25 protein-coding genes are annotated in these 26606 nt (G+C 64.8%); 13 read left to right on the forward strand and 12 right to left on the reverse strand.

Annotated features, from left to right (window positions below; translation table 11 throughout):
* Nucleotides 1–48: 48 nt before the first annotated feature.
* The 7 genes from F2P46_RS31925 (at nt 49) to F2P46_RS31955 (ending at nt 9898) form a co-directional block, all read left to right on the forward strand.
* On the forward strand, nt 49–555 hold the full coding sequence (locus tag F2P46_RS31925) for a CinA family protein (protein WP_166898035.1): 507 nt from the start codon (nt 49–51) through the stop codon (nt 553–555).
* Between the two features lie 110 nt (nt 556–665).
* The gene (locus F2P46_RS31930; RefSeq protein WP_166898037.1) at nt 666–1397 is read left to right on the forward strand and encodes a hypothetical protein; all 732 of its coding nucleotides are present in this window, start codon (nt 666–668) and stop codon (nt 1395–1397) included.
* Nucleotides 1398–1403: 6 nt separating this feature from the next.
* Nucleotides 1404–1919 (forward strand): hypothetical protein, encoded by a 516-nt coding sequence (locus F2P46_RS31935; protein ID WP_166898038.1) that lies wholly within the window; start codon nt 1404–1406, stop codon nt 1917–1919.
* A 68-nt stretch (nt 1920–1987) separates the two neighbouring features.
* A complete protein-coding gene (locus F2P46_RS31940; protein ID WP_166898040.1) occupies nt 1988–2305 on the forward strand; it encodes a helix-turn-helix transcriptional regulator in 318 nt (105 codons plus the stop codon).
* Complete coding sequence (locus F2P46_RS31945) at nt 2302–3327, forward strand: cation diffusion facilitator family transporter (protein WP_166898042.1); 1026 nt, start codon at nt 2302–2304, stop codon at nt 3325–3327. The genes F2P46_RS31940 and F2P46_RS31945 overlap by 4 nt, the downstream gene beginning before the upstream one ends.
* Nucleotides 3328–3506: 179 nt before the next feature.
* The gene (locus F2P46_RS31950) at nt 3507–8966 is read left to right on the forward strand and encodes a PAS domain S-box protein (protein ID WP_166898043.1); all 5460 of its coding nucleotides are present in this window, start codon (nt 3507–3509) and stop codon (nt 8964–8966) included.
* Nucleotides 8963–9898, forward strand: a complete 936-nt coding sequence (locus F2P46_RS31955) for a diguanylate cyclase (RefSeq protein WP_166898045.1) — start codon at nt 8963–8965, stop codon at nt 9896–9898. Before F2P46_RS31950 ends, F2P46_RS31955 begins: the two co-directional genes overlap by 4 nt.
* Before the next feature lie 68 nt (nt 9899–9966).
* On the opposite strand, the gene F2P46_RS31960 is transcribed toward F2P46_RS31955, so the two are convergent.
* From F2P46_RS31960 to F2P46_RS31985, 6 genes are read right to left on the reverse strand one after another with little or no spacing between them, the layout of a single operon-like run.
* Nucleotides 9967–10458: a hypothetical protein gene (locus tag F2P46_RS31960; RefSeq protein ID WP_166898046.1), complete on the reverse strand. Its 492-nt coding sequence runs from the start codon at nt 10456–10458 to the stop codon at nt 9967–9969.
* Nucleotides 10455–11108 carry an SMI1/KNR4 family protein gene (locus F2P46_RS31965; RefSeq protein WP_166898048.1) on the reverse strand — a complete coding sequence of 218 codons (654 nt, stop codon included), beginning with the start codon at nt 11106–11108 and terminating at the stop codon, nt 10455–10457. The genes F2P46_RS31960 and F2P46_RS31965 overlap by 4 nt, the downstream gene beginning before the upstream one ends.
* Nucleotides 11105–11704, reverse strand: a complete 600-nt coding sequence (locus F2P46_RS31970) for a hypothetical protein (protein ID WP_166898050.1) — start codon at nt 11702–11704, stop codon at nt 11105–11107. The genes F2P46_RS31965 and F2P46_RS31970 overlap by 4 nt, the downstream gene beginning before the upstream one ends.
* Before the next feature lie 45 nt (nt 11705–11749).
* Entirely contained in the window at nt 11750–12682 is a 933-nt protein-coding gene (gene cysK, locus F2P46_RS31975; RefSeq protein WP_166898051.1) for a cysteine synthase A, read from the reverse strand.
* Between the two features lie 28 nt (nt 12683–12710).
* Nucleotides 12711–13289, reverse strand: a complete 579-nt coding sequence (locus F2P46_RS31980) for an FKBP-type peptidyl-prolyl cis-trans isomerase (RefSeq protein WP_229509542.1) — start codon at nt 13287–13289, stop codon at nt 12711–12713.
* A 60-nt stretch (nt 13290–13349) separates the two neighbouring features.
* Nucleotides 13350–14201 (reverse strand): ThiF family adenylyltransferase, encoded by an 852-nt coding sequence (locus F2P46_RS31985; protein WP_166898053.1) that lies wholly within the window; start codon nt 14199–14201, stop codon nt 13350–13352.
* A 248-nt stretch (nt 14202–14449) separates the two neighbouring features.
* Between F2P46_RS31985 and pdxH the strand changes: the two genes are divergently transcribed.
* Complete coding sequence (pdxH, locus tag F2P46_RS31990; protein ID WP_166898055.1) at nt 14450–15664, forward strand: pyridoxamine 5'-phosphate oxidase; 1215 nt, start codon at nt 14450–14452, stop codon at nt 15662–15664.
* A gap of 50 nt (nt 15665–15714) precedes the next feature.
* Entirely contained in the window at nt 15715–16950 is a 1236-nt protein-coding gene (locus F2P46_RS31995) for a cyclopropane-fatty-acyl-phospholipid synthase family protein (protein WP_166898056.1), read from the forward strand.
* 75 nt (nt 16951–17025) lie between these two features.
* Here the strand turns inward: F2P46_RS31995 and F2P46_RS32000 are convergent, their stop codons facing one another.
* From F2P46_RS32000 to msrA, 5 genes are all read right to left on the reverse strand, one after another.
* On the reverse strand, nt 17026–17382 hold the full coding sequence (locus F2P46_RS32000; protein ID WP_166898058.1) for a hypothetical protein: 357 nt from the start codon (nt 17380–17382) through the stop codon (nt 17026–17028).
* Between the two features lie 141 nt (nt 17383–17523).
* A complete protein-coding gene (locus tag F2P46_RS32005) occupies nt 17524–18027 on the reverse strand; it encodes a hypothetical protein (protein WP_208296859.1) in 504 nt (167 codons plus the stop codon).
* A 515-nt stretch (nt 18028–18542) separates the two neighbouring features.
* Complete coding sequence (locus tag F2P46_RS32010) at nt 18543–20855, reverse strand: ATP-binding protein (protein ID WP_229509543.1); 2313 nt, start codon at nt 20853–20855, stop codon at nt 18543–18545.
* A 6-nt stretch (nt 20856–20861) separates the two neighbouring features.
* Nucleotides 20862–21911 (reverse strand): HD domain-containing phosphohydrolase, encoded by a 1050-nt coding sequence (locus F2P46_RS32015; protein ID WP_166898061.1) that lies wholly within the window; start codon nt 21909–21911, stop codon nt 20862–20864.
* Between the two features lie 25 nt (nt 21912–21936).
* Nucleotides 21937–22476 carry a peptide-methionine (S)-S-oxide reductase MsrA gene (gene msrA / locus F2P46_RS32020; RefSeq protein ID WP_166898063.1) on the reverse strand — a complete coding sequence of 180 codons (540 nt, stop codon included), beginning with the start codon at nt 22474–22476 and terminating at the stop codon, nt 21937–21939.
* Between the two features lie 143 nt (nt 22477–22619).
* Between msrA and F2P46_RS32025 the strand changes: the two genes are divergently transcribed.
* A complete protein-coding gene (locus F2P46_RS32025; RefSeq protein ID WP_166898065.1) occupies nt 22620–23129 on the forward strand; it encodes a flavin reductase family protein in 510 nt (169 codons plus the stop codon).
* 98 nt (nt 23130–23227) lie between these two features.
* Nucleotides 23228–24424, forward strand: a complete 1197-nt coding sequence (locus F2P46_RS32030) for an acyl-CoA dehydrogenase (protein WP_166898066.1) — start codon at nt 23228–23230, stop codon at nt 24422–24424.
* A 90-nt stretch (nt 24425–24514) separates the two neighbouring features.
* On the opposite strand, the gene F2P46_RS32035 is transcribed toward F2P46_RS32030, so the two are convergent.
* On the reverse strand, nt 24515–24823 hold the full coding sequence (locus F2P46_RS32035; protein WP_166898068.1) for a hypothetical protein: 309 nt from the start codon (nt 24821–24823) through the stop codon (nt 24515–24517).
* 251 nt (nt 24824–25074) lie between these two features.
* Here F2P46_RS32035 and F2P46_RS32040 point away from each other — a divergent pair, with 251 nt between their 5' ends.
* Nucleotides 25075–25386 (forward strand): hypothetical protein, encoded by a 312-nt coding sequence (locus F2P46_RS32040; RefSeq protein WP_166898070.1) that lies wholly within the window; start codon nt 25075–25077, stop codon nt 25384–25386.
* 61 nt (nt 25387–25447) lie between these two features.
* The gene (locus F2P46_RS32045; RefSeq protein ID WP_166898072.1) at nt 25448–25648 is read left to right on the forward strand and encodes a hypothetical protein; all 201 of its coding nucleotides are present in this window, start codon (nt 25448–25450) and stop codon (nt 25646–25648) included.
* Nucleotides 25649–26606: the final 958 nt, after the last annotated feature.

The following is a 26606-nucleotide window of genomic DNA, read 5'->3' on the forward strand; positions in this document are numbered from 1 at the left end:
CCCGATCTGTATTTCGATCTGAATTTCGATACGCAATCCGATCCTCCCATGACAGCCCAAAAGGAGCAACACGTGACGAACGACATTCTCGAACTTTCCGCCAAAGTCGGCCGCGCGCTGCAAGCGAAAGGTTTGCTGCTGGTAACCGCCGAATCATGCACCGGCGGCGGGGTGGCGCAGGCGGTCACCGAGGTGGCCGGCTCGACCGCCTGGTTCGATTGCGGCTTCGTGAGCTATTCGAACGCCTCCAAGACCGAGCTGCTCGATGTGTCGGCCGCGCTGATCGCGCAGCTGGGCACGGTCAGCGAGGAAGTGGCGTCCGCCATGGCCACTGGCGCGTTGGCGAACAGCAACGCGCATGTGGCGCTGTCGACCACCGGCATCGCCGGCCCGAGCGGCGCGGTGCCGGGCAAGCCGGTCGGCACGGTCTGCTTCGGCTGGGCCAGGGGCGACACGGTCCAGACCGAACGCCTGGTGTTTGCCGGCGACCGCCAGGCGGTGCGCGAGCAGACCGTGCTGCATGCGCTGCAAGGCTTGCTGCGCATCATCGAATAGCGCGAACACGACGCCGATGGCGCTGCGGCGCCATCGCCATGTCCCCCTCCGCTTGACAGCGGCCGGGCCGGCACGCGCACCGGCGCCGGCGATTTTCTGGAGCAAATTCGATGCACAATACGGTTCATTTCATCCTGCAGGGCAAGGGCGGCATCGGCAAGACCCTGGTCTCGACCATCCTCGCGCAGTGGCTGGCGGGCAAGGACGAGGAGCGCCCCCTGCGCTGCTACGATACCGATCAGGAAAACGCCACCTTTTCGCGCTACAAGGCGATGGACGTGAAACACGTGCCGGTCATGACCGATGCGCGCAACATCGACCCCAAGCGCTTCGACGCGCTGATGATCGACCTGCTGGAAGAAGAAGGCAACTGCGTCATCGACAACGGCGCCAACACCTTTTCGCCGCTGATGGGCTACCTGCTGGAAAACGATTGCTTCGACCTGCTCAAGGAATCCGGGCGCAAGGTGTATATCCACACCATCGTCGGCGGCGGCGACACCTTGCACGATACGGCCATGGGTTTCGTCTCGACCGCCAAGTCGACCACGGTGCCGCTGGTGCTGTGGGAAAACGAGCACTTCGGCCCCTTGCAATCGGCCACCGGCAAGGTGTTTACCGAGTCCCAGACCTACTTTGATAACGCGGCGCGCGTGTGCGGGCGCGTGGTGCTGTCGCAACGCAACGCCGACACCTTCGGCGCCGACATCAAAAAGATGAATATCGCGCGCCTGACCGCCCAGGAAGTGCGCGAAAGCGATAAATTCAACGTGATGGAAAAGCAGCGCATCAAGGTGGTGTTCCGCGACCTGTTCGAACAACTCGACAAAGTGCAGTGGTAAGCCGGCATGGACCAGCAAAAACTGCGCACCCTCGTCTTTGAAAAAACCGGCGTGCGGATCGATATCGACGATCCGATTTTCGCGCTGGTGGCATTGAACGAGGCGGTGCTGGCCGAAGCGGTCGAGCGCCACGTGGAATTGCTCGACGACGCTACTGCCGACCTGGCCGACCAGGTGCGGGCGCTGCAGCAGAGCGGCTACCTGGGCAACGGCGGCACGCCCGCCCCGCGTCCGGCGGCACTGGTGACGGCGGCGCCAGGCCCCGTCCAGGCTGCCGCGGCGCAGGAAAAACGCGCGATCGCCATCGCCGGCGGCGCCGCGCTGCTGTGCGCGTTCGTGGTGCTGGCCGGCCAGGCGCTGCTGTTGCGCCCGGCGCCTGCCCCGGCCCCGGTGATGGTGGCCAAGGAACTCACGCCAGAGCAAAGCAGCGCCCTGCGCGATGGCGACAAGCTGGCCAAAGCCGTGGCCAAACTCGATCCCAAAACCCGTGCGGCCATTGCCGCCGAGATGCAAAAGCCGTAATTTCCAACAAGCGCAGCCATGTGATCCGGATATGCGCTATCATATCTACATATCTTCACATGTTAACCATGAAACCTTCTCCCGATAACGACGCCTCGATCGCCCAACTGGCCGACCTGTTCCATCTGCTGGGTGACCCGACCCGGCTGCGCATCGTATTGTCGTGCTTGCCAGGGCCGATTGCGGTGGGCGACATCGCGGCCGGCCTGCAATTGAGCAGCTCCCTGGTCAGCCACCACCTGCGCCTGCTGCGCGCCGCGCGCATCGTCAAGGCCGAGCGCCAGGGCAAGCAGGTGTTCTATTCGACGGCGGATGCCCACATCAGCGGCGTGCTGACCGACATGCTCGAACACATCGCCGAACCCACCAATGGAATCGACCCATGACCAGCGCCCACGACCACGACCACGATCACGACCATGACCACGCCGGCCACGCGCACGCGCCGGCCAAAGCGGCGGACAAGCACGACCACGGGCATGACCATGGGCACGGGCATGGCCACCATCATCACCAGCTCGATCCGAACGGCAACGGGCGCGCCTTTGCGCTGGCGATCGGCCTGAACACGGTATTTGTCGGCATCGAATTCTTTTATGGATTCCTGGCCAATTCGACCGCGCTGATGGCCGACGCCGGCCACAACCTGTCCGATGTGCTGGGCCTGATGCTGGCCTGGGGCGCGGCCATGCTCACCCGGCGCGCGCCGAACGGGCGCTACACCTACGGCCTACGCAGTTCCTCGATCCTGGCGGCGCTGCTCAACGCCCTGCTGCTGCTGCTCGCCTGCGGCGCGATCGGCTGGGAAGCCGTGCACCGCTTCGCCAATCCGGCCCCGGTACAAGGCATGACGATGTCGGTGGTGGCCGGTATCGGGGTGCTGGTCAACGGCTTTTCGGCCTGGCTGTTCATGGCCGGCAGCAAGGACGACCTGAACATCCGCGGCGCCTACCAGCACATGGCGGCCGACGCCGCCATTTCGCTGGGCGTGGTGGTGTCGGGCGTGGCGATCATCTTCACCGGCTGGACCTGGCTCGACCCGGCAGTCAGCATCGTGATCGTGCTGCTGATCCTGGTCACCACCTGGGGCTTGCTGCGCGAATCGCTCGACCTGGTGCTGGCGGCGGTGCCGGCCAATGTCGATGCCGGCGCGGTGGGCGACTATCTGCTGGCGCAGCCGGGCGTGGCCGGCATGCACGACCTGCATATCTGGGCCATGAGCACGACCGAAACGGCCCTGACCGCGCATTTGGTCATGCCCGCCGGCTACCCGGGCGACGCCGCGCTGGACGCCATCGTGGCGGCGCTCAAGGCCGATTATGCAATCGCCCACTGCACCTTGCAGGTGGAACTGGGGACGAGCGAGCACAGCTGCGTTCTGCATGGGGAAGCGGCCAGGCCCGCCTAGGTTCGACGCCAGCCGGAGGCGACGTGGTTTTTTTGCCGAACCCATCCGAATCGGGTCGAAAGCCGGAAGCGATCTTGTATAGTCGGCTAACAATTTCGTGAAAGACATCTTTGCCGAGTGCCACCGGTGGCGAGGGACGCCGGTGACCCGTTGCGGCCATCCATGGCGGAAAGGCTTCAGTGTTGACATTCTCACAGCTTCAACGATCGCTTGGGGCATTGCTGATGCTGCTGGGCGCTGTCGTGATCGCCGGCTGGGGCCTGCGCCTGCGCGATCTGGTGCAACCGCTGCCCGGCGCGGTCGCGATGGTGTTCAACACGGCGCTGTGTTTCATACTTGCCGGTATCGCCCTCGCGATTTCCGACCGGCAAGCGCCGCTGGGGCGCGCCGTGCGTGGCGGGGCCTGCGCGGCCATGCTGGGCGTGGCGGGCCTAGTCGGCCTGCAAAACCTGACCGGCATCGACCTCCATATCGACCAGCTGTTCGTCGATGTGTGGCTGGCCGACCCCAACCCCCATCCCGGACGCATGTCGCCGCTCACTTGCCTGGGTTTCTGGCTGGCCGGCGCCGCTCTCTTGCTGCAGGAGCGGCAACGCGCGACACGCGTCGTCGGCTGGACCGTCCAGCTGCTGTGCCTGGCGCTGGTATCGCTCGGGATCGTCGGCATGACCGGCCACTCGCTCAAGCTGGCGCTGCTCTACGAAGGGTATCAATTCGTCGGGATGGCGCCGCACACGGCGTTCGGCGTCCTGTTGCTCGGCAGTGCGCTGTGGCTGCGCTGGTACCGCACCGTCAAGGAAAGCGGCTTCAGGCGCGAGCGCGGCGACAAGCGCATCACCGCGATCGCGACGGTCATCCTGCTGTCGATGGCGCTGACGGCCGGGATGATCAGCTCGGTCATGTCGGCCCACCGCACCGAGGCGGCCTTGCACCTGAATATGCGGGCGGCGCATTCGAATCGCGCCCAGTTGTTGAACTTCGTGCTGGAAAACACCCGCTTGCAGGCCCGTTCGCTTGCCAGCGACCCTGCCCTGCTCAAGGAATACGCGCGCGCCGCCGCCGCCGGGCCGGCGGCCGATGAGACCGAGCTGGAGCATCACTTGCTCAGCGACGGCTACTCCTCGGTCGCCGCACTGACCGGCAAGGGGAGCGCGCTGCTGCGCGCCGGCGCGCCCGCGACCAGCGCGTCCGTCACCTTGCGCTTGAACAATGAGCAGGAACTTTCCTGGTCGACTGTGCCCAGATTGAAGATAGCGGTGCCGGTGCACACGGGGGCGACCGTCATCGGCACCATCGTCGCCGAGCGCAACTTGCCCATCGTACAAACCCTGCTGGCCGATGCCGCGCTCCTGGGAAAAAGCGGCGATATTGCGATTTGCGCGGCCAGCGGCAGCGGCCGCATGAATTGCCTGCCGACCCGCCTGCACCCGGGCGGTTTTACCGGGGCGCTGCGGATACGCAACGGAGCCAGCCTGCCGATGAGCCTGGCACTCGATGGCCATACCGGACTGACCGTGGCAAGAGATTACCGGGGACGGATGGTGGTCGCCGCCTACGGGCCGATCGGCGCCACCGGCCTGGGCCTGGTGGTGAAAGAAGACGCCGTCGAATTGTACGAGCCGATCCGCACGCAAACAACGTATATGGTGGCGGTGCTGGCCATACTCTTTATGTGCGGAATGTTTCTTTTACACTGGCAAGTGTCCCCGCTGATCTCGGCCCTGCTGGCGGCCAAGCAAAAGGCACGCGCGGGCGAGGCCAAGATCCAGGCGGTGCTCGACAATATGGCCGAGGGTTTGCTCACCATCGACGAGCATGGCCGCATCAAGTCGATCAATCCGGCCGCCGCCGCCATGTTCGGCTATGCGGCGCCGGAGGTGCTCGATACCGCCCTGGCCGGGCTGATTCCGGCCGGCCCGCCCGCCATCGGGCAGCCGGGCGGACCGGCGCGGCACGACAGCGCGCGAGGGATGCAAGTGCACGGCAAACGCAAGGATGGCAGTCTGTTCCCCCTGCACATTGCCGTTCGCGAAGCGCTGCACGAAGGGGGACGCTTGTCGGTGGCAATCCTGCGCGACATCAGCGACGAGCGCCGGGCTTCCGAAGTCAGTTCGCGCTTTAGCGCCTTCCTCGACGCCACCCCCAACCTGGTGGCCTTCGTTTCCGAAGAGCAGAACATTTTGTATCTCAACGGCGCCGGGCGCGACCTGCTTGGCATTGCGGAACACGAAGACTGCGACGGCCTGTCGATGGATCAATTCGCCTGCCCCGGGAGCGACAGCGGCTATTTGCAGGATATTTTCCGTGAAGCATCGCTTGCCGCCTGGCGCGGCGAATTTGCCTTGTGCACGCGCAGCGGCAACGTGGTCCCCTTCTTGTTTTCAGTGGTGCGCATCGAGCACCTGGAGGGCGAAGCCGGTTCGTACGCGATGGTGGGGGTCGATGTCAGCGAGCGCAAGCGCGCCGAGGACGACCTGCGCAAGACGCTGGACCGTTTCAACCTGGTTGCGCGCGCCACCAACGATACGGTGTGGGACTGGGACTTCGCGATCGACGAGATCTGGTGGAACGCGGGCATTGCGCACACCTTCGGTCACGAGCTGGCCACGACGGCAACGCCGGCCCAGTGGTGGGTCGACCAGATCCATCCGGACGACCGCGATTGGGTCACGCGCGAAGTCGAGCATGAAATCCACGCGGGCGGCCAGTACTGGACCGGCGAGTACCGCTTCCGCCGCGCGGACGGCACGTTTGCCTATGTCCACGATCGCGGCTACATCATCCACGACGCGCACGGCGAGGCAGTGCGCATGATCGGCGCCATGATGGACATTAGCGAGCGCAAGAATGTCGAAGAACGCATGCACCAGCTGGAAGAACGTTTTTCCAAGATTTTTAGCATGAGTCCGGTTGCGATTACCGTCAGCAGCATGCCCGATGGCGCCTTTTTGGAAGTCAACGATGCATTTTGCGCACTGATCGGACAGGAACGCAGCGCGCTGCTGACCCGTCCCGCCGCGCCGCTCGATGACTGGTTCGCGCCGGCGGCCCATGCAGCCATGATGGAGCGGCTGCGCCGGGAAGGCTCGATCAGCGACGTGGAAGCGGCCATGCGCACCGCCGATGGCGCCGTGATCAGCGTGCTGCTGTCGGCCGATGTGGTGGAGCTGTCCGGCGCGCCCCATCTGCTGTGCTTGTACAACGACATCACCCACCGCAAGCGGACCGAAGACCGGCTCAGGTTGAGCGAGGAAAAGTTCCGCTCGATCGTGGAGACCACCAAAGACTGGATATGGTCGCTCGACAGGGACGGCCGCATCCTGTATTCCAACCCGGCGGTCGAGGCCATGCTCGGCCACGCGCCGGATGAACTGACCGGCAAGGGCATGCTGCGCTATGTCCACCCAGACGAACGGGCCGGCGTCGCCGCCACCATCCTGCATCTGCAACAGAAAGGCGAAGGGTGGAACAGCTGGCTGATACGCTGGCGCCACCGCGACGGCAGCGATCGCTATCTGGAATCGTCGTCGGTACCGGTGTTCGACCCCGACGGCACGTTCATCGGCTACCGCGGGACCGACCACGACGTCACCGCCATCAAGAAGTTTGAAATCCAGTTGCAGGAAGCCAAGCACAAAGCCGAAGCGGCCAATGAAGCGAAGAGCGAATTCCTGGCCAACATGAGCCATGAAATCCGCACGCCCATGAATTGCATTATCGGCTTCACGCGGCTGGTGCTGAAAACCGGGCTCTCCGACCAACAGCAGGAGTACATGACACTGATCGAATCGTCGGCCGACTCCCTGCTGCGCCTGTTAAACGATATCCTCGACTTTTCCAAGATGGAGGCCAAGAAACTTGTTCTGGAGAAAACGGCATTCGACCTGCGCGAAGAAATCGCCAATATCTTCCGCACCCTGGCGGCGGGCGCGGCGGAAAAACGCCTGGAACTGGCCTTCGACATCGCACCCGAGGTACCGCGCATGATCGTCGCCGACAAGGGCCGGCTGGCGCAGATCCTGATCAACCTGGCCAGCAACGCGATCAAGTTCACCGCGCGCGGCGAAGTCGTGCTGACGGTCGCCCTGCAGTCGCAGCATGACGGGTGCGCCGAACTGCTGCTCGGCGTGCGCGACACGGGTATCGGCATTTCACGCCAGCAGCAGGAGCATATTTTCGAGTCGTTCGTCCAGGCCGACGCCTCCACCACCCGCCAGTACGGCGGTACCGGGCTGGGACTGGCCATCGTCTCCCAGCTGGTGAACCTGATGGGAGGCCGGCTGTGGGTCGACAGCGAACCGGGCATGGGCACGCAATTCTATTTCACGGTCTCGGTCCAGCTCGCGCAGCACCCGGCAGGGCTGGAGTCGGTTCCGGGCCACGCCGGACTGCAGTACAAGCCGGTACTGGTGGTCGATGACAACGCCACCTCCGGCCAGATTATCGTCAACCTGCTGCGCAGCTGGAAAATGCTTCCCACCCTGGTGCAAGGCAAGGCCGCCCTGGCTGGCCATCTGCAACTGGCCGGCGGCGCGCCGGCGGCGGAACCGTTTTGCGCCGCCATCTGCAGCGCAACGCTGCTCGACGACGGCGCAGCCCTGGCCAGCGCACTTGGCGCCGCCGGGCTGACGCCGGCATCGCTCATCGCCATGCTGCCGCTGCGGGACGGCGGCGCCGCGCTGCAAGCCTGCGTGGAGGCGGGGGTGACGGAATTTATCAAAAAGCCCGTCAGGCACTCGGAGCTGTTCAACGCCCTGTTGGGGATCGTCAAGGGCAAGGCCGACGGCCCGCTGCCCGCCTTGCAGGCGGGGGCCTCGCATAGCGCCTCGCCTGGCGCGCAGCCACCCGCGCCGCCCCTGCAAAAGCGCTTGCGCGTGCTGGTCGCCGACGACCATCCCATCAACCAGATGCTGATCAGCGAATTGTTGCGTAGCCGTGGGCACGCCTTCAGCGTGGTCGGCAACGGCGTCGAGGTGTTGCGGATACTCGAGAGCGAAGACTTCGATGTCATTCTGATGGATGGCCAGATGCCGGAGATGGACGGCTATCAGACCACCGCCGAAATCCGCCGCCGCGAAGCGGTGAGCGGCGCGCATATCCATATCGTGGCGGTGACCGCCCATGCGATGTCGGGCGACCGCCAGACCTGCCTGGACGCGGGCATGGACGACTACCTGTCGAAACCGATCGAACCGCTCGATCTGTACGCCTGCCTGGAACGCCCATGGACGGCGCCGGCGGCGGCCCCGGACACGGCGCCCCCGCAAGCGGCCATGGCACCCGCCGCATGCGTCTTCAACCACGACCTGGCGCTCGAACGCGCACGCGGGAAACGCAATTTGCTCATTCTCATGGCAAGATCCTTCATCGACACCGCACCCGAACTGGTGCGCCAGTTGCACGGCGCCCGCGACCGGCCCGATGTCCTCCTGCTCGAACGCGCGGCGCACCGGGTCAAGGGTGCGGCCGCGACCTTGGCCGGCGAAGCCACGGCGCAGGCCGCGGGAGCGCTCGAAGTGCTGGCGCGCCACGGCAAGCAGGCCAGCCATGAGGAACTCGACAGTGCGGCACGCCGCCTGGCGCAGTGCATCGACGAACTGGCCGCCACCCTTGCCACGACCCTGGAACTGAACCAATGAAAGTACTTGTCGCCGATGACGATCCGGTCTCTGTCTTCTATCTGCAGGACGTGCTCTCCGAATGGGGCTACGAGGTCGTGGTCGCCACCGACGGTCTGGCCGCCGAAGCGATCCTGCGCCAGGAGGACGGCCCCTTGCTGGCGGTGCTGGACTGGATGATGCCGGGACGGGACGGCATCGACGTCTGCCACAACATCCGCCAGGCCGGCATGGCGCGCTATGTCTACATGATCATGCTGACCTCGCGCACGGAGACCGAATTCATCGTCGCGGCCATGAACGCCGGGGCCGACGACTATATCGCCAAGCCCTTCATCGCCGAAGAAATGCGGGTGCGCGTACGCGCGGGGCGCCGCATCGTCGACCTGGAACATGAATTGCGCAGGCAGGCCACGCGCGACGCCCTGACCGGCATCTTCAACCGTGGCGCGATCCTCGACCTGCTGCAAAAGGAAATGGCGCGCCAGGCCAGGGCGTCCAATTGCCTGTCCCTGATCTTTGCCGACCTCGATCACTTCAAGCGCATCAACGACAGCTACGGCCACCTCGCGGGCGACGAGGTGCTGCGCGAAGCGACGCGCCGCATGGCATCCACGCTGAGAAATTACGACGCGTTCGGACGTTACGGCGGCGAGGAACTGCTCGCCGTGCTGCCCGACTGCGATCCGCAACACGCCCTCTTCGTCGCCGAACGGATGCGCGGCGTCATGGCCGACACCAGCGTGCCGACCGCGTATGGCGTGATCGCCGTCACGGTCAGCATCGGCATCGCCTCGGTGAACGCCGCCAATGCGATGGACATGACCGAACTGCTGCATCGCGCCGACAGCGCCTTGTATGCGGCCAAGATGCAGGGACGCAATTGCGTCATCGCGGCGCCCTGGCCCGGAACCGAAAAACAGGCGCCCGATGACGGGATACCGGAACGGTGAAGATGCTGTTCCGAATGGCGAAAAAGCACCTTGATGGCGCCGCCTTTGCGTTCCGGGCTGCTGATTGCTTAAAACAGGTGCGCGGCCAGGCTCAATTGCTGGTCGGGCTCGCGACCAAGGAAGCAGTCGCGCGCGATGGTTTCGCCAAAGGCCACGTTGTAGATCACTTCGGCGTATTCCTGGCCGATGTACGACGCGTGGCGGCCGTTGAGCACCAGGCGCGCGGTCTGGCCGGGCGCGAGCCGGATGGCCGAGTTGCTCGCGCAGCGGCGCGGCTGGCCTTCGGACGGTTCCCATTTCAAGCCGAGCGCCAGCGAGCCATCGTCGCGCGGGGACAGCACCAGGCTGCGCTCCTTGAGCGGGGCATGATCGACCTGTTTTTCTTTCTTCAAGACGGCGGCAAAACCGTCGCGCTCATGCATCAGGTAATATTGGTAGCAATACGCCGCGCCGGTCTGCAACAGCGCAAAGGCGCGTGGCAGCACCGCCCGTTCGTTGGCGCGCGGGGCGCCACGGGTGGCTTTGGTCCAGCGGATTTCGATGACTTGCACGGCGATCATCGCGCGCCTTCCGCCTTCAGGCGCAGGTAGTCGAGGAAGTGGGTGGCGTACGGCCCTACGCTGGCGAGGCTGAACACCTCGTCATCTTCTTGCACGATCTCGTACTCGCCGTTGTCGTACAAGCCGAGCAAGCCTTCCAGGAAGTGTTCCAGGCTCGCGCCGGCCCGCACGCGCGTGAATTCGCGGCACCCGAACGAGATCACCTGGCCGGCGCTGCCGGCTGCGTCCGGGTCGAGGTCGATGCCCAGATACGCGCCGCCGCCGTCGTCGGCCAGCGGAATCCAGGCCCTGCTGGCGGCGCACTGGCGAATGGTGGCGGGCGGCAGGCAGGTGTAGTCGGCGGCAAAACTGGCGAGTTGCTCATCCGTACACTCAGCGAGGATATCCGTGTCTCTCTTCCAGTGACGCAAGGCGTCGTCCAGGCTCAGGAATGGCAGCCCGAAGAACAGACCAGGCACGTAGTGGCCGCCCTTGTTGGCAGTGCCGTCATGCCAACGGTAAAGTGCGCGCACGGATGCTGGCAGCGGCCTGCCGATGGCGCGCTCGAAGGCGTCGATATCGGCCTCGCCGGCGCCCTGGTTCAGGTTCGCCGCCATGGTGGGGAAACGCGAGGCGATGCAGGCTTGCAGACGGTAGAGCAGCTCATTCATTGTGATGCTCCGGTTGGCTGGATCGTGGAAGGTGGAAAGGCGCGGCGGCAGGCTTGGGTCGCCTCGATATCGACGTCGTCCAGGCGCAAGGTGCGCGGGCTGTATTCGAACCAGGGCAACACGGGCGACTGGCGCTTGAGCGTGACTTCGTAGGCCGGTTCGCTGGTGTCGCGGTCTTCAACGACATCGACGTAGCAGCGCAGGCGCGGCGCCAGCTGTTCGGCATGCCGCCCAGTGATCTCGGCCACGGCGCCCATCAGTCCCATCACGCCAACGGTGGCGAACAGCAATCCGGCGATGCCGGGAACCGCTGCAACGGAGCCAAGCAGGTAGGCGAGCGCCCTGGGGCGAAGGCGGTAGGCCGACATGCCGAGCACCGCGAAGGCCAGCCAGGCCACAAGCCACAAGAGCGCATTGAGCGCGACGCTCGCCGTGGACAGGCCGAGCGCCAGCGCCCCCACGACCACGACCACGCTGGCGGCGAGCAGCGCCAGCGTGCGGCGCTGCACCAGCGGCGCTTGCCGCGACAGCCACCACGCCGCCACCGGGCTGGCCAACGGCGTAGCGAGCAAGACGCAGAAAAACAGCCAGAACACGCAGCGCCCGCCGGGCGTCAGACAGCGCCAGCGCCGCTCACCACCTCAACCCGCCAGGTTGGCAAACAAGGGCGTGGACAAATAGCGCTCGCCGAACGATGGAATAATCGTCACGATCACTTTGCCCGCGTTTTCTGGACGGCGCGCCACTTCGATCGCGGCCCATAGCGCCGCGCCCGACGAAATGCCGACCAGCAGCCCTTCTTCGCGCGCGGCTGCGCGGGCGGTCTCGAAAGCGGCGTCATTGCTCACGCAAATGACTTCGTCAAAGGCCGCGCGGTTGAGCACCTGCGGCACGAAACCGGCGCCGATGCCCTGGATCGGGTGCGGACCTTTGGTCCCTTTGGACAGCATGGGCGACGCTTCCGGCTCGACCGCGATGGCCTGGAAGCCCGGCTTGCGCGCCTTGAGCACTTCGCCCACGCCGGTAATGGTGCCGCCGGTGCCGACCCCGGCCACCAAAATATCGACCTTGCCGTCGGTGTCGCGCCAGATTTCTTCGGCCGTGGTGCGGCGGTGCACATCGGGATTGGCGGGATTGTTGAATTGCTGCGGCATGAAATAGTTGGGATTGGCCACCACCAGTTCCTCGGCCACCTTGATGGCGCCGAGCATGCCTTCAGGACCCGGCGTGAGCACCAGCTCGGCGCCATAGGCGCGCAGCAGCATGCGCCGCTCGCTGCTCATGGTGTCGGGCATGACCAGCTTGCAGCGGTAGCCGCGCGCCGCGCACACCATGGCCAGCGCGATGCCGGTGTTGCCGCTGGTCGGCTCGACGATGACGGTGTCCGGGCCGATCTTGCCGGCCGCCTCGGCCGCTTCGACCATGGCCAGGCCGATGCGGTCCTTGACGCTGTGGGCCGGGTTGTAGAACTCCAGCTTGGCGAGGATGTCCGCGCCGGCGCCCTGCGCCAGTTTGCGAATCCGGACCAGCGGGGTGTTACCGATTAACTCAGTGACGTCGTTTGCGATTCTCATGCTCACTCTCCCGCTGTCATGGTTGGACTTACTTGACGTTGACAAGTTCCACGTCGAAGATCAAATCAGCATCCGGCGGAATGCCGCCGCCCGGCGCGCCGCGCTTGCCGTAGGCCAGGTAGCTCGGGATGACCAGGGTGCGCTTGCCGCCCACTTTCATGCCGAGTACGCCCTGGTCCCAGCCCTTGATCACGCGGCCGGTGCCGAGCACGAATTCGAGCGGCGCCCCGCGCGAGAGCGAGGAGTCGAACTGGCGGCCGCGCTGGCGGGTCGCCATCGGCTTGTACAGCCAGCCGGTGTAATGCACGAACACCTTGCTGCCGGCGGTCGCTTCGGCGCCGCTGCCGACCTTGATGTCGGTGGCGACCAAGGGATCGAGCACCGGCTCGGCCAGCAGCACGGTGCCTGGCGGCGTGGCAGGCTGGGCTTGCGCGGGCGGCTGGGCCGCTGGCGCCGGCGTGACCGGGGCCACCGGCGCGTCAGCGGCGGGCGGCGTGGCCTGGGTCGCTGCCGGCGGCGTCTCGGGTGCGGGCGGCGTCTGGCCGGCGGCCTGGGCCATCGATGCCGCGACGGCGCACATCAGGAATACGGAAATAGGACGACGCATGAGGTGATCTCTTTCAGTAAGATTCAGTGAACAACGGTCAAACTGGGTAATTCTGCAACGCTATGATAGCAAGGCCTCGGGCGCCTGCACAGAAGTCGCGTCAATTGCACCGTCGGCAAGCCGGCGCAGCACGTGGCCGGCGGCCACCATGCCGAAGGTCGCGGTGACGACCATGCTCGAGCCGAAGCCGGCGCAATTGAGGCCGGTGATGCCGTCGCCATCGACCTCGCAACTCTCGCCTTCGGGCATCCTCAACGGTTCCATCGAGAACACGGCATCGACGTTGAACTTGGTTTTCAGGCTGCGCGGAAAGCCGTAATCGTTGCGCAAGCGCTTGCGCACCAGTTTCAGCAACGGCTCCTGTTCGGTTTTGGACAGGTCGCGCAGTTCGATGCGGGTGGGGTCGGTCTTGCCGCCGGCGCTGCCGATGATCACCATCGGCAACTGGTGGTCGCGGCAATACGCGATCAGCGCGGCCTTGGCCTTGACGTTGTCGATGGCGTCGACCACGTAGTCGTACTGGTGGGCGCCGATCATCTGGTCGAGGTTGTCGGGATCGATGAACTCTTCGATCAGCTTGACCTTGCAGAAGGGATTGATCTGGGCGATGCGCTCGGCCAGCGCGCCGATCTTGGCCTGGCCGACGGTATCGGTGAGGGCCTGGATCTGGCGGTTGATGTTCGATTCGGCCACGTTGTCGAGATCGATCAGGGTGAGCTGGCCGATGGCGGAACGGGCCAGCGCCTCGACGATCCAGGAGCCGACCCCGCCGACGCCGATCACGCACACATGGGCGGAGCGGAAACGCGCCAGCGCGGCGGCGCCGTACAGGCGGCCGATGCCGCCGAAGCGGCGCTCGAAGTCGACCTCGCTGGTATCGGGGGGAAGTGAGGGGGTGGTGATGGTATTCATGCCGCCATTTTAACGGACGCGGCCGGACAGACTGCTCTAAAATGAGCAATATGTTCCCGATGGCGGTGACGTCACTGCGTCGTTCCCGCGCAGGCGGGAACCCAAGTTCGTTGCGCAGCCAGTGGCGGTTCGATAAAACTTGGGTTCCCGCTTGCGCGGGAACGACGGTTTTGAGTGTAACGAATAACGCGAAAGCGCGTGTCAACGCCAACAGGGTATTTGCCACCAGCCACAAGCGAGAAATCTCCATGAGCTACGCCCTGCCCGACAGCGCCCCCGGTTTCGACCAGCCGATCGCGGTGCTGAAACACTGTCACGACCGCATCCGCAAACAGTTGGCCACCCTGGAAAAATTGTTGCCGCACCTGGCCAGCCACGGCGCCGACGACGAAGCGCGCCAGGCCGCGCGCGCGGTGATGAAGTATTTCGACCAGGCCGCGCCGCTCCATCACGAAGACGAAGAACAGAACCTGGTGCCGATGCTGCGCAGCACGGCCAGCGGCGCGGACGCCGAGCTGCTGGCCCAGCTCGTGCCCGGCATCCTCGACGAGCACCGCCAGATGGACGGCATGTGGCAAGAACTGCACGAGCAACTGTCCGCCATCGCCGACGGCAGCGCCGCGCTGCTGCGCGAGCACGACGTGCAGCGCTTCGCCACCATGTACCGCGCCCACATGGAGCGCGAGGAAGGCCATATCGCGCCGATGGCCAAGCGCCTGTTCAGCGCCGGGCAGATGGCGACCTTGGGCCAGGCCATGCAGCAACGGCGCGGCATCGCGCCGGGCGCCCCAAGCGCCGCGCCGGCGCCGCAGCCGGCATCGACCGGCGACGCCGTGGCCAGCCTGCGCAAGGATTACGGCCAGGCCAGCCTGAACGAGAGCGACGTGGCGGACGATCCGTTCGTGCAATTTACCACCTGGTTCGAGGAAGCGCTCAAGGCCCAGGTCAACGAGCCGAACGCGATGAGCGTGGCGACCGTGGACGAACAGGGCCGGCCGAGCTCGCGCATCGTGCTGATCAAGCAGTTCGATCCGCGCGGCTTTACCTGGTACACCAACTACAACAGCCAGAAGGGCCGCCAGCTGGCCGGCAACCCGCATGCGGCATTACTGTTCTTTTGGACGGAACTCGAACGCCAGATCCGGATCGAAGGAAGGGTAGAGCGCACTTCTGCGGAAGAAAGCGACAAGTACTTCCACAGCCGTCCGCTGAAAAGCCGGCTGGCCGCGATTGCTTCCGCGCAAAGCGAGCCAATCGCCAATCGTGGCGCGCTGGAACAACACTACGGCGCTGTAGCCAAGCAATACGGCGAGGAGCCGCCACGTCCCGACAACTGGGGCGGCTTCCGCCTGGTACCTGAACGCATCGAGTTTTGGCAGGGACGCCGCTCGCGTTTTCACGACCGCATCGTGTACACGCTGCAAAGCGACGGCAGCTGGGCGCGCGAACGGTTGCAACCCTAACCGGCCGGTGTGCGCGCACAGCGGCCGGCAACGATTGTCCGGAGGTGTGCGTGTTCAACCAGATCAAACTGAAGGCCTGGAGCGAAGGCCTGCGCAGCCAGCCATCGCTGCCTTTGCGGGTGGAGTTGTGGAACGGCCAGCGCTTCGATTTTTCGCCCGATCCGCCGCGCGTGACCGTGCGCGTGCCGCGCGCCAGTTCGCTGCGCTACCTGCTGTCGCCATCGCTGTACAAGCTCGGCCGCGCGTATGTGGAAGGCGCGATCGACGTCAGCGGGCGCGCCAACGACATGATTGCCGTGGTCAATGCGCTGGCCAGTCATTCACTGGCCAGCAAGCTGCCCGCACTCGGGCTGGGGCGCCTGCTCGGCGCGGTCGGCGACGCGCTCGGCGGCGGCCACACGCGCAAGCACGATGCGCAAGCGGTGCGCTATCACTACGACGTGTCCAACGAATTCTACGGCGCCTGGCTCGATCCGGACATGGTGTATTCGTGCGCCTATTTTGAGAACGGCAACGAAACGCTGGCCGAGGCGCAGCTCAGGAAGATCGACCATATCCTCACCAAGATCGGCGTGCGGCCGGGACACCGCCTGCTCGACATCGGTTGCGGCTGGGGCGCGCTGGCCATCCGCGCGGCCCAGCGGCACGGGGCGCGCTGCGTCGGCGTCACCCTGTCCGATAAGCAGGCGCGGCTGGCCCGCGAGCGCGTCGAACGGGCCGGCTTGACAGGGCAGGTCGAGATCCGCCTGCAGGATTATCGCGATGTCGGCGGCCAGTTCGACCGCATCACCAGCGTGGGCATGTTCGAGCATGTGGGCGTGCGCCAGCTGCCCGCGTACTTTCGCCGCATGGCAACGCTGCTCACGCCCGACGGGGTGGCGATGAACCACGGGCTGACCACCACCAATCCGGACAGCCATGGCGTGCCGCACGGAGGCGGCGACTTCATCAGCCGGTACGTGTTCCCGCACGGCGAGCTGGCGCACCTGGGCACGGTGGTCAAGGCCATGCAGGAAGGCGGGCTGGAGGTGCGCGATGTGGAAAACCTGCGGCGCCATTACGCGCGCACGTGCGCCATGTGGACCGAGAATTTCGAGGCCAATGCCGAGCGCATCAAAGGCTTGACGGACGCGCGCCGCTTTCGCATCTGGCAGGTGTACCTGGCCGGATGCACGCATGCGTTCACGCACGACTGGATCAGTTTGTACCAGATCGTGTGCGGCAGGGCGGGACGCGATCCGGCCGCGCTGCCATGGTCGCGGCGCTACATGTACGCGCAGGCATGAAGCCGTGCCCCCCTGAAAACAGTCCTGGCGGTGCCCGGCAAGAGTGGCGTGGCGCCACTCCCATCCCGGCGCCGGTTACTTTTGTTTGAGCTTGGCGTTCTTGGCAGCCTCGTCGTCGCCCTGGTGCGTCATCGACCTGGCATCCCTGCCAAACGACGATCCGCCATGCGATTCGCGTCCGATGTCGTCCGGCAGCGCCCGCAACGACTCGTCGTGCGCCCCGAATTGCTGCCGGGCGCCCTCGTGCACGACCAGGCAGGCCAGTCCCGGCACCACATCAAGCGGCTGGTAGCCATTATTTCCCGCCAGTGCCACGACGTTATACACGGGAATGGCGCTGACATCCTTGCCCAGCACCGATTTGATCTGCGCCGACTGCTCGCTGCTCAGGGCCAGCCATCCGGCCGGAAAAAATACCTCTGATGAATTCACAATAAAGCTCCCTTGTTGACTTTGTGGTGGTGAAGAAGAACCTTGCTGACACTCGCCGCGCGGCTCAGCGAGAAGCTGGAAAAATAGCCTGGGCAATGCCAGATCACCCAAGCCATGGGGAAGCGCCGCTACCGGGTCAGCTTAGTAGCGCTGATATCCTTGCGACCCCGGGAAGCCCTGGAAGCCCTGGCCGGGGAAGCCCTGGCCCTGGAAGCCGAACGGTCCCTGGAAGCCCTGCCCACCTTGGTAACCGAAGGTGCCCTGGGGTCCCTGGTAGCCCTGCTGCCCGACGAAGCCTTGGAATCCGAGCGGCCCGACGAAGCCTTGCGGCCCCTGGAAGCCGAACACCGCCTGCGGCCCCTGGTAACCTTGCTGTCCCTGGCTGCCCTGGAAGCCGAACGGGTTGAAAAAGCCTGCCGGTCCCTGCGCACCCTGGAAACCGAACGGTCCGAAGAAACCTTGCGGCCCCTGGAAGCCGACCATCGCCTGCGGCCCCTGGAAGCCGAACGGCCCGACCGAGCCCTGGAAGCCGAGCGGGCCGATGACGGCCTGCGTCCCCTGGAAACCGCCGGAAGCCTGCGGCCCCTGGTATCCCTGTGCGCCCTGATAGCCCTGCACCGACTGCGCGCCCTGCACTCCCTGCACGCCAGGGAAGTCGGGGACGATCCGGATCGACGTCATCCGTTGTCCGCTAAGGGCGTGAATTTGCCGAATCTGATCTTCGTTCAGCGCTAACACCAAGCCTTGTTCATTCATGTCCGTGCACTCCTCTGGATTTGAAAAAAAATCAACAATGACGCGTTGAAAAAAATTGCTTGCGACCGGTGGCGCGGCCGACTGGCGGGGGCCTCGACAAACCGTAACGAGCGGCGCAAGTGTCGTCCGGCAAGCGCAGCCGTACGAAGGTACGGCGGGCATCGCAGGGCGACAATGACGCCGCGCGGCAGCTTGTTGGGGTTCCCTGGGGTCGGCAACGATCAGCAGTCGTGACCCAGCATAAGCCGAGCGCCATGACGGAGTACCTGACGCTTCGTATAGGGCCTCCCCTATCCGAATCGACAGGCGACAAACGGCGGCGGGCAGCATCGACACGCGGACCGGCCATCGAAAAAATGGGAAGGGGAATCAGGAATTGATGCAGGCAATCTGCCGGCAAGGCCTCAGGCGCCGCCCAGGTGCTGGCCCAGCGCCGCGTAGACGTCGTGCAGGGCGGCGGCCAAGTCGTGCATCAGCGCAGGCGCCAACAGGCCTGGCCCGCCGTTGCGCAGGCGCGCGGCCAGCCGTTCGGTGCAAGCGATGGCGCGCTGCGCGCCGAAGTTGAGCAGCACGCCCTGCAGGCTGTGCACGGCGCGCTGCGATGCTTCCTGATCGCCCGCCGCCAGCGCCCGCTCGAGCGCGTCCAGCAGTTGCGGACCGTCGCCGATGAACAGCGCGGCCAGTTCGAACAGCAGTTCGCAGTCGCCATCGAGGCGTAGCAAGGCGCCGTTCCAATCGAGCACCGCGCCGGCCTCGCGGCCATGAAACCGCGCCACCACCTCGCGCAGGCGCGCGCTGTCGACCGGCTTGGACAGGTAATCGTCCATGCCCGCCTCCAGGCAGCGTTCACGGTCGCCCTGCATCGCGCGCGCCGTCATCGCCACCACCGGCAGGTGGCCGCCCTCGGGCGCCGACGCTTCCCACTGGCGCAGGATGCGCGTGGCCGCCAGGCCGTCCAGGGCGGGCATCTGCACATCCATCAACACCAGGTCGGCGCCGCCGTGCAGCGCGTGGTCGAGCGCGTCGACGCCGTTGTCGGCCAGGGTCACCCGATGGCCCATTTTTTCCAGCAGGCGCAGCGCCAGGCGCTGGTTGACCGGGTTGTCTTCGGCCAGCAGGATGTGCAGGCGGCCCGCCTTCGACACCGGCGGCGCGCCCGCCGCCGGTGCGGCCACGGCTTGCGGCAGCGCGCCGCGCACCTGCGGCACGGCGTGCGCCATCCGCCCCAGCGGCACGGTAAAGCGAAATACGCTGCCGACGCCGGGCTCGCTGCTGACGGCGATATCGCCCTGCATCAGCATCACCAGGCGGCGGCAGATGGTCAGTCCCAGGCCGGTGCCGCCGTACTGGCGGGTGGTCGAGCCGTCGACTTGCGAAAAGGCGTCGAAGATCAGTTTCTGCTTGTCGGGCGCGATGCCGATGCCGCTGTCGCGCACCGCGAATTCGACGTCGCAGCGCTGTTCCAGCACGCGCCGCAGGCTCACGCCAAGCGTCACGCCGCCCTCGCTGGTGAACTTGATGGCGTTGCCGAGCAGGTTGATCAGCACCTGGCGCAGCCGGCCCGGGTCACCCTTCATCGCCGGCGGCAGGTGCGGCGGCAGCTGGCAATCGAGCGTGAGCCCTTTGCGGCGCGCCGGCAGCGCCAGCGAACGTACCGTGTCGCGCACCAGCGCGCACAAGTCGAAGGGCACGTCTTCGATTTCGAGCTTGCCCGCTTCGATCTTGGAAAAGTCGAGGATGTCGTCGATGATGGTCAACAGCGCGTCGGCCGAGCCCTTGACCAGCGCCAGGTCTTCGCGCTGCTGCGGTTCCAGCTGCGATTCGAGCACCAGTTCGGTCATGCCGAGGATGCCATTCATCGGCGTGCGGATTTCGTGGCTCATATTGGCCAGGAACTCGCTCTTGGCGCGGCTGGCCGCCTGCGCCGATTCGACCGCGTGCTGCATGGCGTCGCGCGCGGCGCGCTGTTCGCTGACGTCGATCGAAAAGCCCAGCAGGTACGGCTCGCCGCCGCTGCGGATCACCACGCGGTTGACCACCACGTCGAGCGGCCGATCGCGCTGCGCCAGGCGGCGCTCGCTGGTGACCATGCGCCCGCTGCGCCAGGCGCGTTCATCTTCCTCGTGGGTCAGGCCGGCCCAGGTGCGCGGGCCGATGTCGTCGATGGTGCGGCCCTCGATCTGGTCGCGGGTGCGCTGCGCGAACTGCTCGAACTGGCGGTTGCAGCGGACAAAACGCCCCTGGCGGTCTTTCAGGAACACGGGGATGGGCAGCTGGTCGAGAATCTGCTCGGTCAGCTCGCGCGCGCTTTCGCGCTGCCGCACCAGTTGCTCGAGGGCGCGGGTGAGGCCGAGCAGGTCATCATCGTCATCGGCGGTGGCGCCCTCGTCACCCGTGAAGGCGGACGGCATGGCCAGGCGTCCCAGGCTCGCTTGCAGCGAGCGCAGCACCTCGCCCTGGCGCGCCGCTTCGGCGCGCAACTGGTCGTTGGCGCCATTCAGTTCCGCCGAGCTGATGTCGAGCATGCGGGTGCGCACCTGCAGGTCGCGCTCGGCGTCTTCGTAACTGCGCGAGACGGCGTCGAACAAGGCGCTCAAGCCCTCGGCCAGGGGCGCGTCGCCCAGCGCGCGCAAGCCGCCCAGGCGCTCCTGCAAGGCGCGTTCGCTGTTGACGCCGAGCGCGCGCCGCAGTTGGCGCAGCAGTCGCTTGTGCCGCATGGGCCCTTACGCCGCGTCCTGGCGCGCGCAATCGCGGAAGCGCTCGCGGATTTCGAGCACCCCCGGCCAGCGCCGCAGCAAGGCGTCCACGCATTGCGGGTCGAAGTGACTGCCGCTGTTGTCAAGCAGGTAGGCGCGCGCGGCGTCCAGGGTCCAGGCGTTTTTATACGGACGCACGCTGGTCAGGGCGTCGAACACGTCGGCCACGGCGACGATGCGCCCGACCAGCGCAATGGCCTCGCCCTGCAAGCCGTTGGGGTAGCCCTGGCCGTCGAAGCGCTCGTGGTGGGTGTGGGCGATCACGGCGGCCAGCTGCAGCATGCTCGCTTCGCTGGCCTTGAGGATGTTGTAGCCGATTAGCGCGTGCTGGCGCATGATGTCCATTTCGTCGGGCGTGAGGCGGCCCGGCTTGAGCAGGATGTGGTCGGGCGTGCCGACCTTGCCGATATCGTGCATGGGCGCGGCGTTGAGGATGCAGGCCTGCTCCTCGTTCGACAGGCCCAGTTCGGCCGCGATCAGGCAGGAGTAATGGGCCATGCGCTGGATGTGGGCGCCGGTTTCGGGGTCGCGGTATTCGGAGGCGCGGCACAGCAGCAGGATGGTTTCCTGTTCGCGCGCGCGCAGTTCGGCGGTGGCCTTGCCCACTTCGCCCGCCAGCGTGCTGGCGCGGCTTTGCAGGGCCAGGGTGGCGCGCCGCAGTTCGAGCATGTTGCGGGTGCGCGCCAAAAATTCGATCTTGTCGATCGGCTTGATCAGGAAATCGTTGGCGCCGTTTTCCAGCGCGCGGTGGCGCACTTCCACCTCTTGGCTGGCGGTGACCATCAGCACCGGCGCTCGCTCGCGCGCCTCGCCCCCGAGCGCGGCGATGAAATCGAGCCCGTTCAGGTCCGGCATCATGTAGTCGAGCACCAGCAGGTCGCAGGGATGGGCGCGGCACCAGGCCAGCGCTTCGGGCGCCGACTGGAAGGCCACCGTGTCGACGTCCGGGAGCTTTTCCAGCAGGCGCGACATGAGCACCAGGTTGATGTGCGTGTCGTCGACGATCACGACCTTCATCGGCGTTCCCGGGTGGCGGCGACGCTCATGCCAGGCGCCCGCCGAAGGTGGCCAGGAACTTGCTGACCTTGGGCGCCACGACCAGGGCGCAATAGCCTTGCAGCGGATTGCGGCTGAAGTAATTCTGGTGCTCGTCCTCGGCCTTGTACCAGGTCGACGCCGGCTGCACCTCGGTGACGATGGGCGCGTCCCAGACGCAGGCCATTTGGGCGATCACCTGGCGCGCGGTCGCTTCCTGCTCGGGCGAATCGACGAAAATGACCGAGCGGTACTGGGCGCCGACGTCGTTGCCCTGGCGGTTGGGGGTGGTCGGATCGTGGATCGTGAAAAACACTTCGAGCAGGTCGCGGTAATCGACGGCGTCCGGATCGAACACGATGCGTACCACTTCGGCGTGGCCGGTGGCCCCGGCGCACACCTGCTCGTAGGTCGGCTGCTCTTCCTGTCCGCCCATGTATCCGCACTCGACCTTGAGCACGCCGCGCGCTTCCAGAAAGACCGCTTCCAGGCACCAGAAGCAGCCGCCGCCCAGAATGGCCACCTGGGTCGCAGATTGGTTTTTCATTGCTCCCTCCGGTTACGGATAGATATATGAATCACTGTAACGCAAAGCGCCCCCGCATGCACCTGCAATCGATGCGGCCGGCTGCGTCGGAAAAGCCCGATGGCGCCAAAATTTGGCATAATGTCATAAACCACAGGGCAACAATGAACACTAGCTCACCCCGCGCCGATTCGCGCGCATTCGACACGGCGCAGTTTCGCCAGGCACTGTCGCAGTTTGCCACCGGCGTGACCGTGATTACGACGCGCCTGGCCGACGGCACTTTCCGTGGCCTGACGGCCAGCTCCTTCAATTCGGTCTCGCTCGACCCGCCGCTGGTGTTGTGGAGCCTCGGCAACGTTGCCAACAGCTTGCCTATCTTCAGCGGCAATTCGCACTACGTCATCAACGTGCTGGGCGCCGACCAGGCGCACCTGGCGCAACGCTTCGCCAAGCGCAGCGAAAACCCGTTCGGCGATATCGAATACGAGCTCTCGCGCACCGGCCAGCCCATTCTGAAGGGCGTGTCGGCGTGGTTCGAGTGCCATAACCGCAGCCGCTATCCCGAAGGCGACCACGTGATTTTCGTGGGCGAAGTCGAAGAATGCGCGGTGCATCCGCAAGCCTCGCTCATTTTTCATGGCGGGCAATTCGGCAGCACCCAAACGCGGTAAAATCCGGACACCCAAAAAGCAGTCTATACAAGTTTGGTTTATCCAGCCATTCGCACCATTTTCCAATTTCCAATACTAAAACAGAGACAGGAACCGCCATGACCCGATCCGATGCGCCGAGCAAAGCCAAGTTTCACTGGGACGACCCGCTGTTGCTCAACCTCCAGCTGAGCGATGATGAACGCATGGTGCGCGACGCCGCCGCCGCCTACTGCCAGGACAAGCTGGCCCCGCGCATCCTCGAGGCCTTCCGCCACGAGCGCATGGACACGAGCATCTTCCGCGAAATGGGCGAGCTGGGCCTGCTCGGCCCGACCATTCCCGAACAGTACGGCGGCCCGGGCCTGAACTACGTGGCCTACGGCCTGATCGCGCGCGAAGTCGAGCGCATCGATTCGGGCTACCGCTCGATGATGAGCGTGCAGTCGTCGCTGGTGATGGTGCCAATCCATGAATTCGGCACCGAAGAACAGCGCCAGAAATACCTGCCGAAACTGGCCACCGGCGAATGGATCGGCTGTTTCGGCCTGACCGAGCCGAACCACGGTTCCGATCCGGGATCGATGATCACCCGCGCTAAAAAGGTTCCCGGCGGCTACGCCCTGAGCGGTTCCAAGATGTGGATCACGAATTCGCCGGTGGCCGATGTGTTCGTCGTCTGGGCCAAGGACGATGAAGGCGCGATCCGCGGCTTCGTGCTCGAGAAAGGCATGGCCGGTTTGTCGGCGCCTGCGATCCACGGCAAGTTCGGCCTGCGCGCCTCGGTCACCGGCGAGATCGTGATGGACAATGTGTTCTGCCCGGAAGAAAACGCCTTCCCGGACGTGCGCGGCCTGAAGGGTCCGTTCACCTGCCTGAACTCGGCCCGCTACGGCATCGCCTGGGGCGCGCTGGGCGCGGCCGAAGCGTGCTGGCACATCGCGCGCCAGTACACCATGGACCGGGTGCAGTTCGGCCGTCCGCTGGCGGCCAATCAGTTGGTGCAAAAGAAACTGGCCGACATGCAGACCGAAATCACGCTCGGCCTGCAAGGTTGCCTGCAACTGGGCCGCATGAAGGATGCCGGCACGGCGGCGGTGGAAATTACCTCGATGATGAAGCGCAATTCCTGCGGCAAATCGCTGGACATCGCCCGCGTGGCGCGCGACATGCTGGGTGGTAACGGCATTTCGGACGAGTTCGGCGTGATCCGCCACATGGTGAACCTGGAAGTGGTCAACACCTACGAAGGCACGCATGACATCCATGCGCTGATCCTGGGGCGTGCGCAGACCGGCATCCAGGCCTTCCAGTAAGTGCACCGGCGAAGCCGCGTCGGCGACGCCGCGCCCGCCCCGCCAGCCGGGGCGGGCGCTTACCCGGCCACCAGGGGCGCCCTGCCCCTGCTATGCAAACATCACCATCGCTCCCATCAGGACGATGGCCGACACGATCACAATCACGATTCCCAACACACCGCGCTGCCAGCCCTGCAGGCTGTCCCACTGCGTCGACACCTGCTGGAACGGCGCGCCGGTCACCAGTTCGATCAGGCCGGCCAGCAGGAAAGCACCCGGGACCGCCACGGCCATCATCTTCAGACGCGATCCCGTACCGGAATCGCCCAGCCCGTTTTTCAGGAGGGTCGCATACAAAATGGCAAAGCCGATCGCGCCTCCCACCAGCTTCACCATGGCTTTTTCGCGAACGTTCATCTCAATCATCCTTCATTTCAATAGGGCAAAACGATCGATGATACGTTATGAAGTGCTCGCAAAGCAACATAAATGATTCTTGTGTAACATTATTGCACCAGAAATCGTTGACCCAGCCGTGCCGTCGTCCTGCCGGCCACCTCGCGTCATGTGGACGCAGCGTGACGCAGGTTAAGCGCTGGACGGCGTGCTTTTCTATGATTTGCTATCAGGGCCGTCCCGGCTGACCTGAACATTGCAATGGAGTAGATATGGACACGATGATTGCCAAAAAAGATGCCCTGGAACGCTTGCACGGCCTGCGCTTCGACGAGAAATACCTGACCATCTGGGTCACATCGACCGGCTGCACCGACAAGAAAGACTTTGAAATCCGCTTTACCAAAGGCACGGCGGGAAAAATCACGCTGGCCCTGGAAATCTTGCGCATTGCCCCGGACCTGTGCAAAACCACGACGCACGTTGTCGAACTGAGTTTCTCATGGGAAGAACTTGGGATTGCCGTCGAGCTCTTGAAAAGTGCCTCGGTCAAGGTGGCGAACCCGTTTGGCGTGTTGCGATAAACATGGTGGCGCCGTAAAAAACCCGCCGCAGCGGGTTTTTTGCGCTGCCGAGGCGCCAGCCATGGAATCGAAGGAAGAAAACGATGACCTCACGGTCCGCTTATCCGGCGCTGAGGCACCCACATTGCAGGAAGCGGCGGACAGGCCGGGCATTGCCCTGAATAATTTCATTATCCGCGCCGCGCGCGAAAACACCCACATCCTTCTTGATCCTGAACAAACGATCTTTTCCCCCGGACGATGCAGAAATGCTCATCAATAACTGTAAAAAATAGGTCCGCCCCTTTACCGCACGCTCTGATATCGCACAAATTCTCAAGGCTTCAGCAGCCTAATCTTACCTATGCAGCCAGGCGCGGTAAGCGATCGAGGGATCGGGCGCTTTGTAGCGTAACAGTAATAAAGAGGTATTCGTAGCAGGAATTTTTTAGGGGTAACATCATGAAACTGACAATAAACCACCTTGCAAAAACGATGGCCATATGCGGGGCGCTGTTAGGCGCAACAGCCACCGTTCACGCGGCTAATCCCCACTTTGTTGGGCAAGTGAGGTCGACGCTGATCGGAACCAACGCGCAGGTGTGCTTCAAAGTAGCAGGATTGGGAGAAAATGCGTCAATCAGCATCACCGCTAAGGCTATAGCAAGCGCGACCTACGTTTGCCAAACCAAAAGTGGGCAATGCCCCAACGCGGCAAACAAGACCACGGTCAATGCGGACGTCTCGACATCCGCGCAATTCACAAGCGATAAGAACGGCACGGTTTCAGACTGTCTTATCCTCACTGCTCCAGGTGCCGGCAACTTTACCTGCCCATCTGGACAGAACTTGGTCCTGTCGAACGTCACTTTCTCAAATATCACGGTCCAGTCCGTCCCGACGGGGTCCGCAACTGCGAACCCACCGCAACTAAGCGCCGGCTTCGCGGTCTGCACTCGCCGATAAGCAAGTTTTTCACAGCATGCGGCTCGCTCGCATTCGACCTGCTTCCGGGTGAGACCCGCCCGCGTAAAACGCCAATCCATGTGGGTTGGCGTTTCTCTCAGGTGACACCAGGCTCTGAAATCATCGTTGACGGCGCTCGCATGCTCAAGGGCTAGCAGCCTGTCGGACTTGGGATCGTCGGCTGCAAAAATACCTGGGACGGCCCATATTTCGCCGCTTTCTCGGCCAATAGCTCGCTATTGGCACTGCGAAATCGTCAAAATCTGGCCTCGCCC

It is taken from the genome of Massilia sp. CCM 8734 (assembly GCF_011682155.1).
Taxonomy (GTDB): Bacteria; Pseudomonadota; Gammaproteobacteria; order Burkholderiales; family Burkholderiaceae_D; genus Telluria_A; species Telluria_A rubra.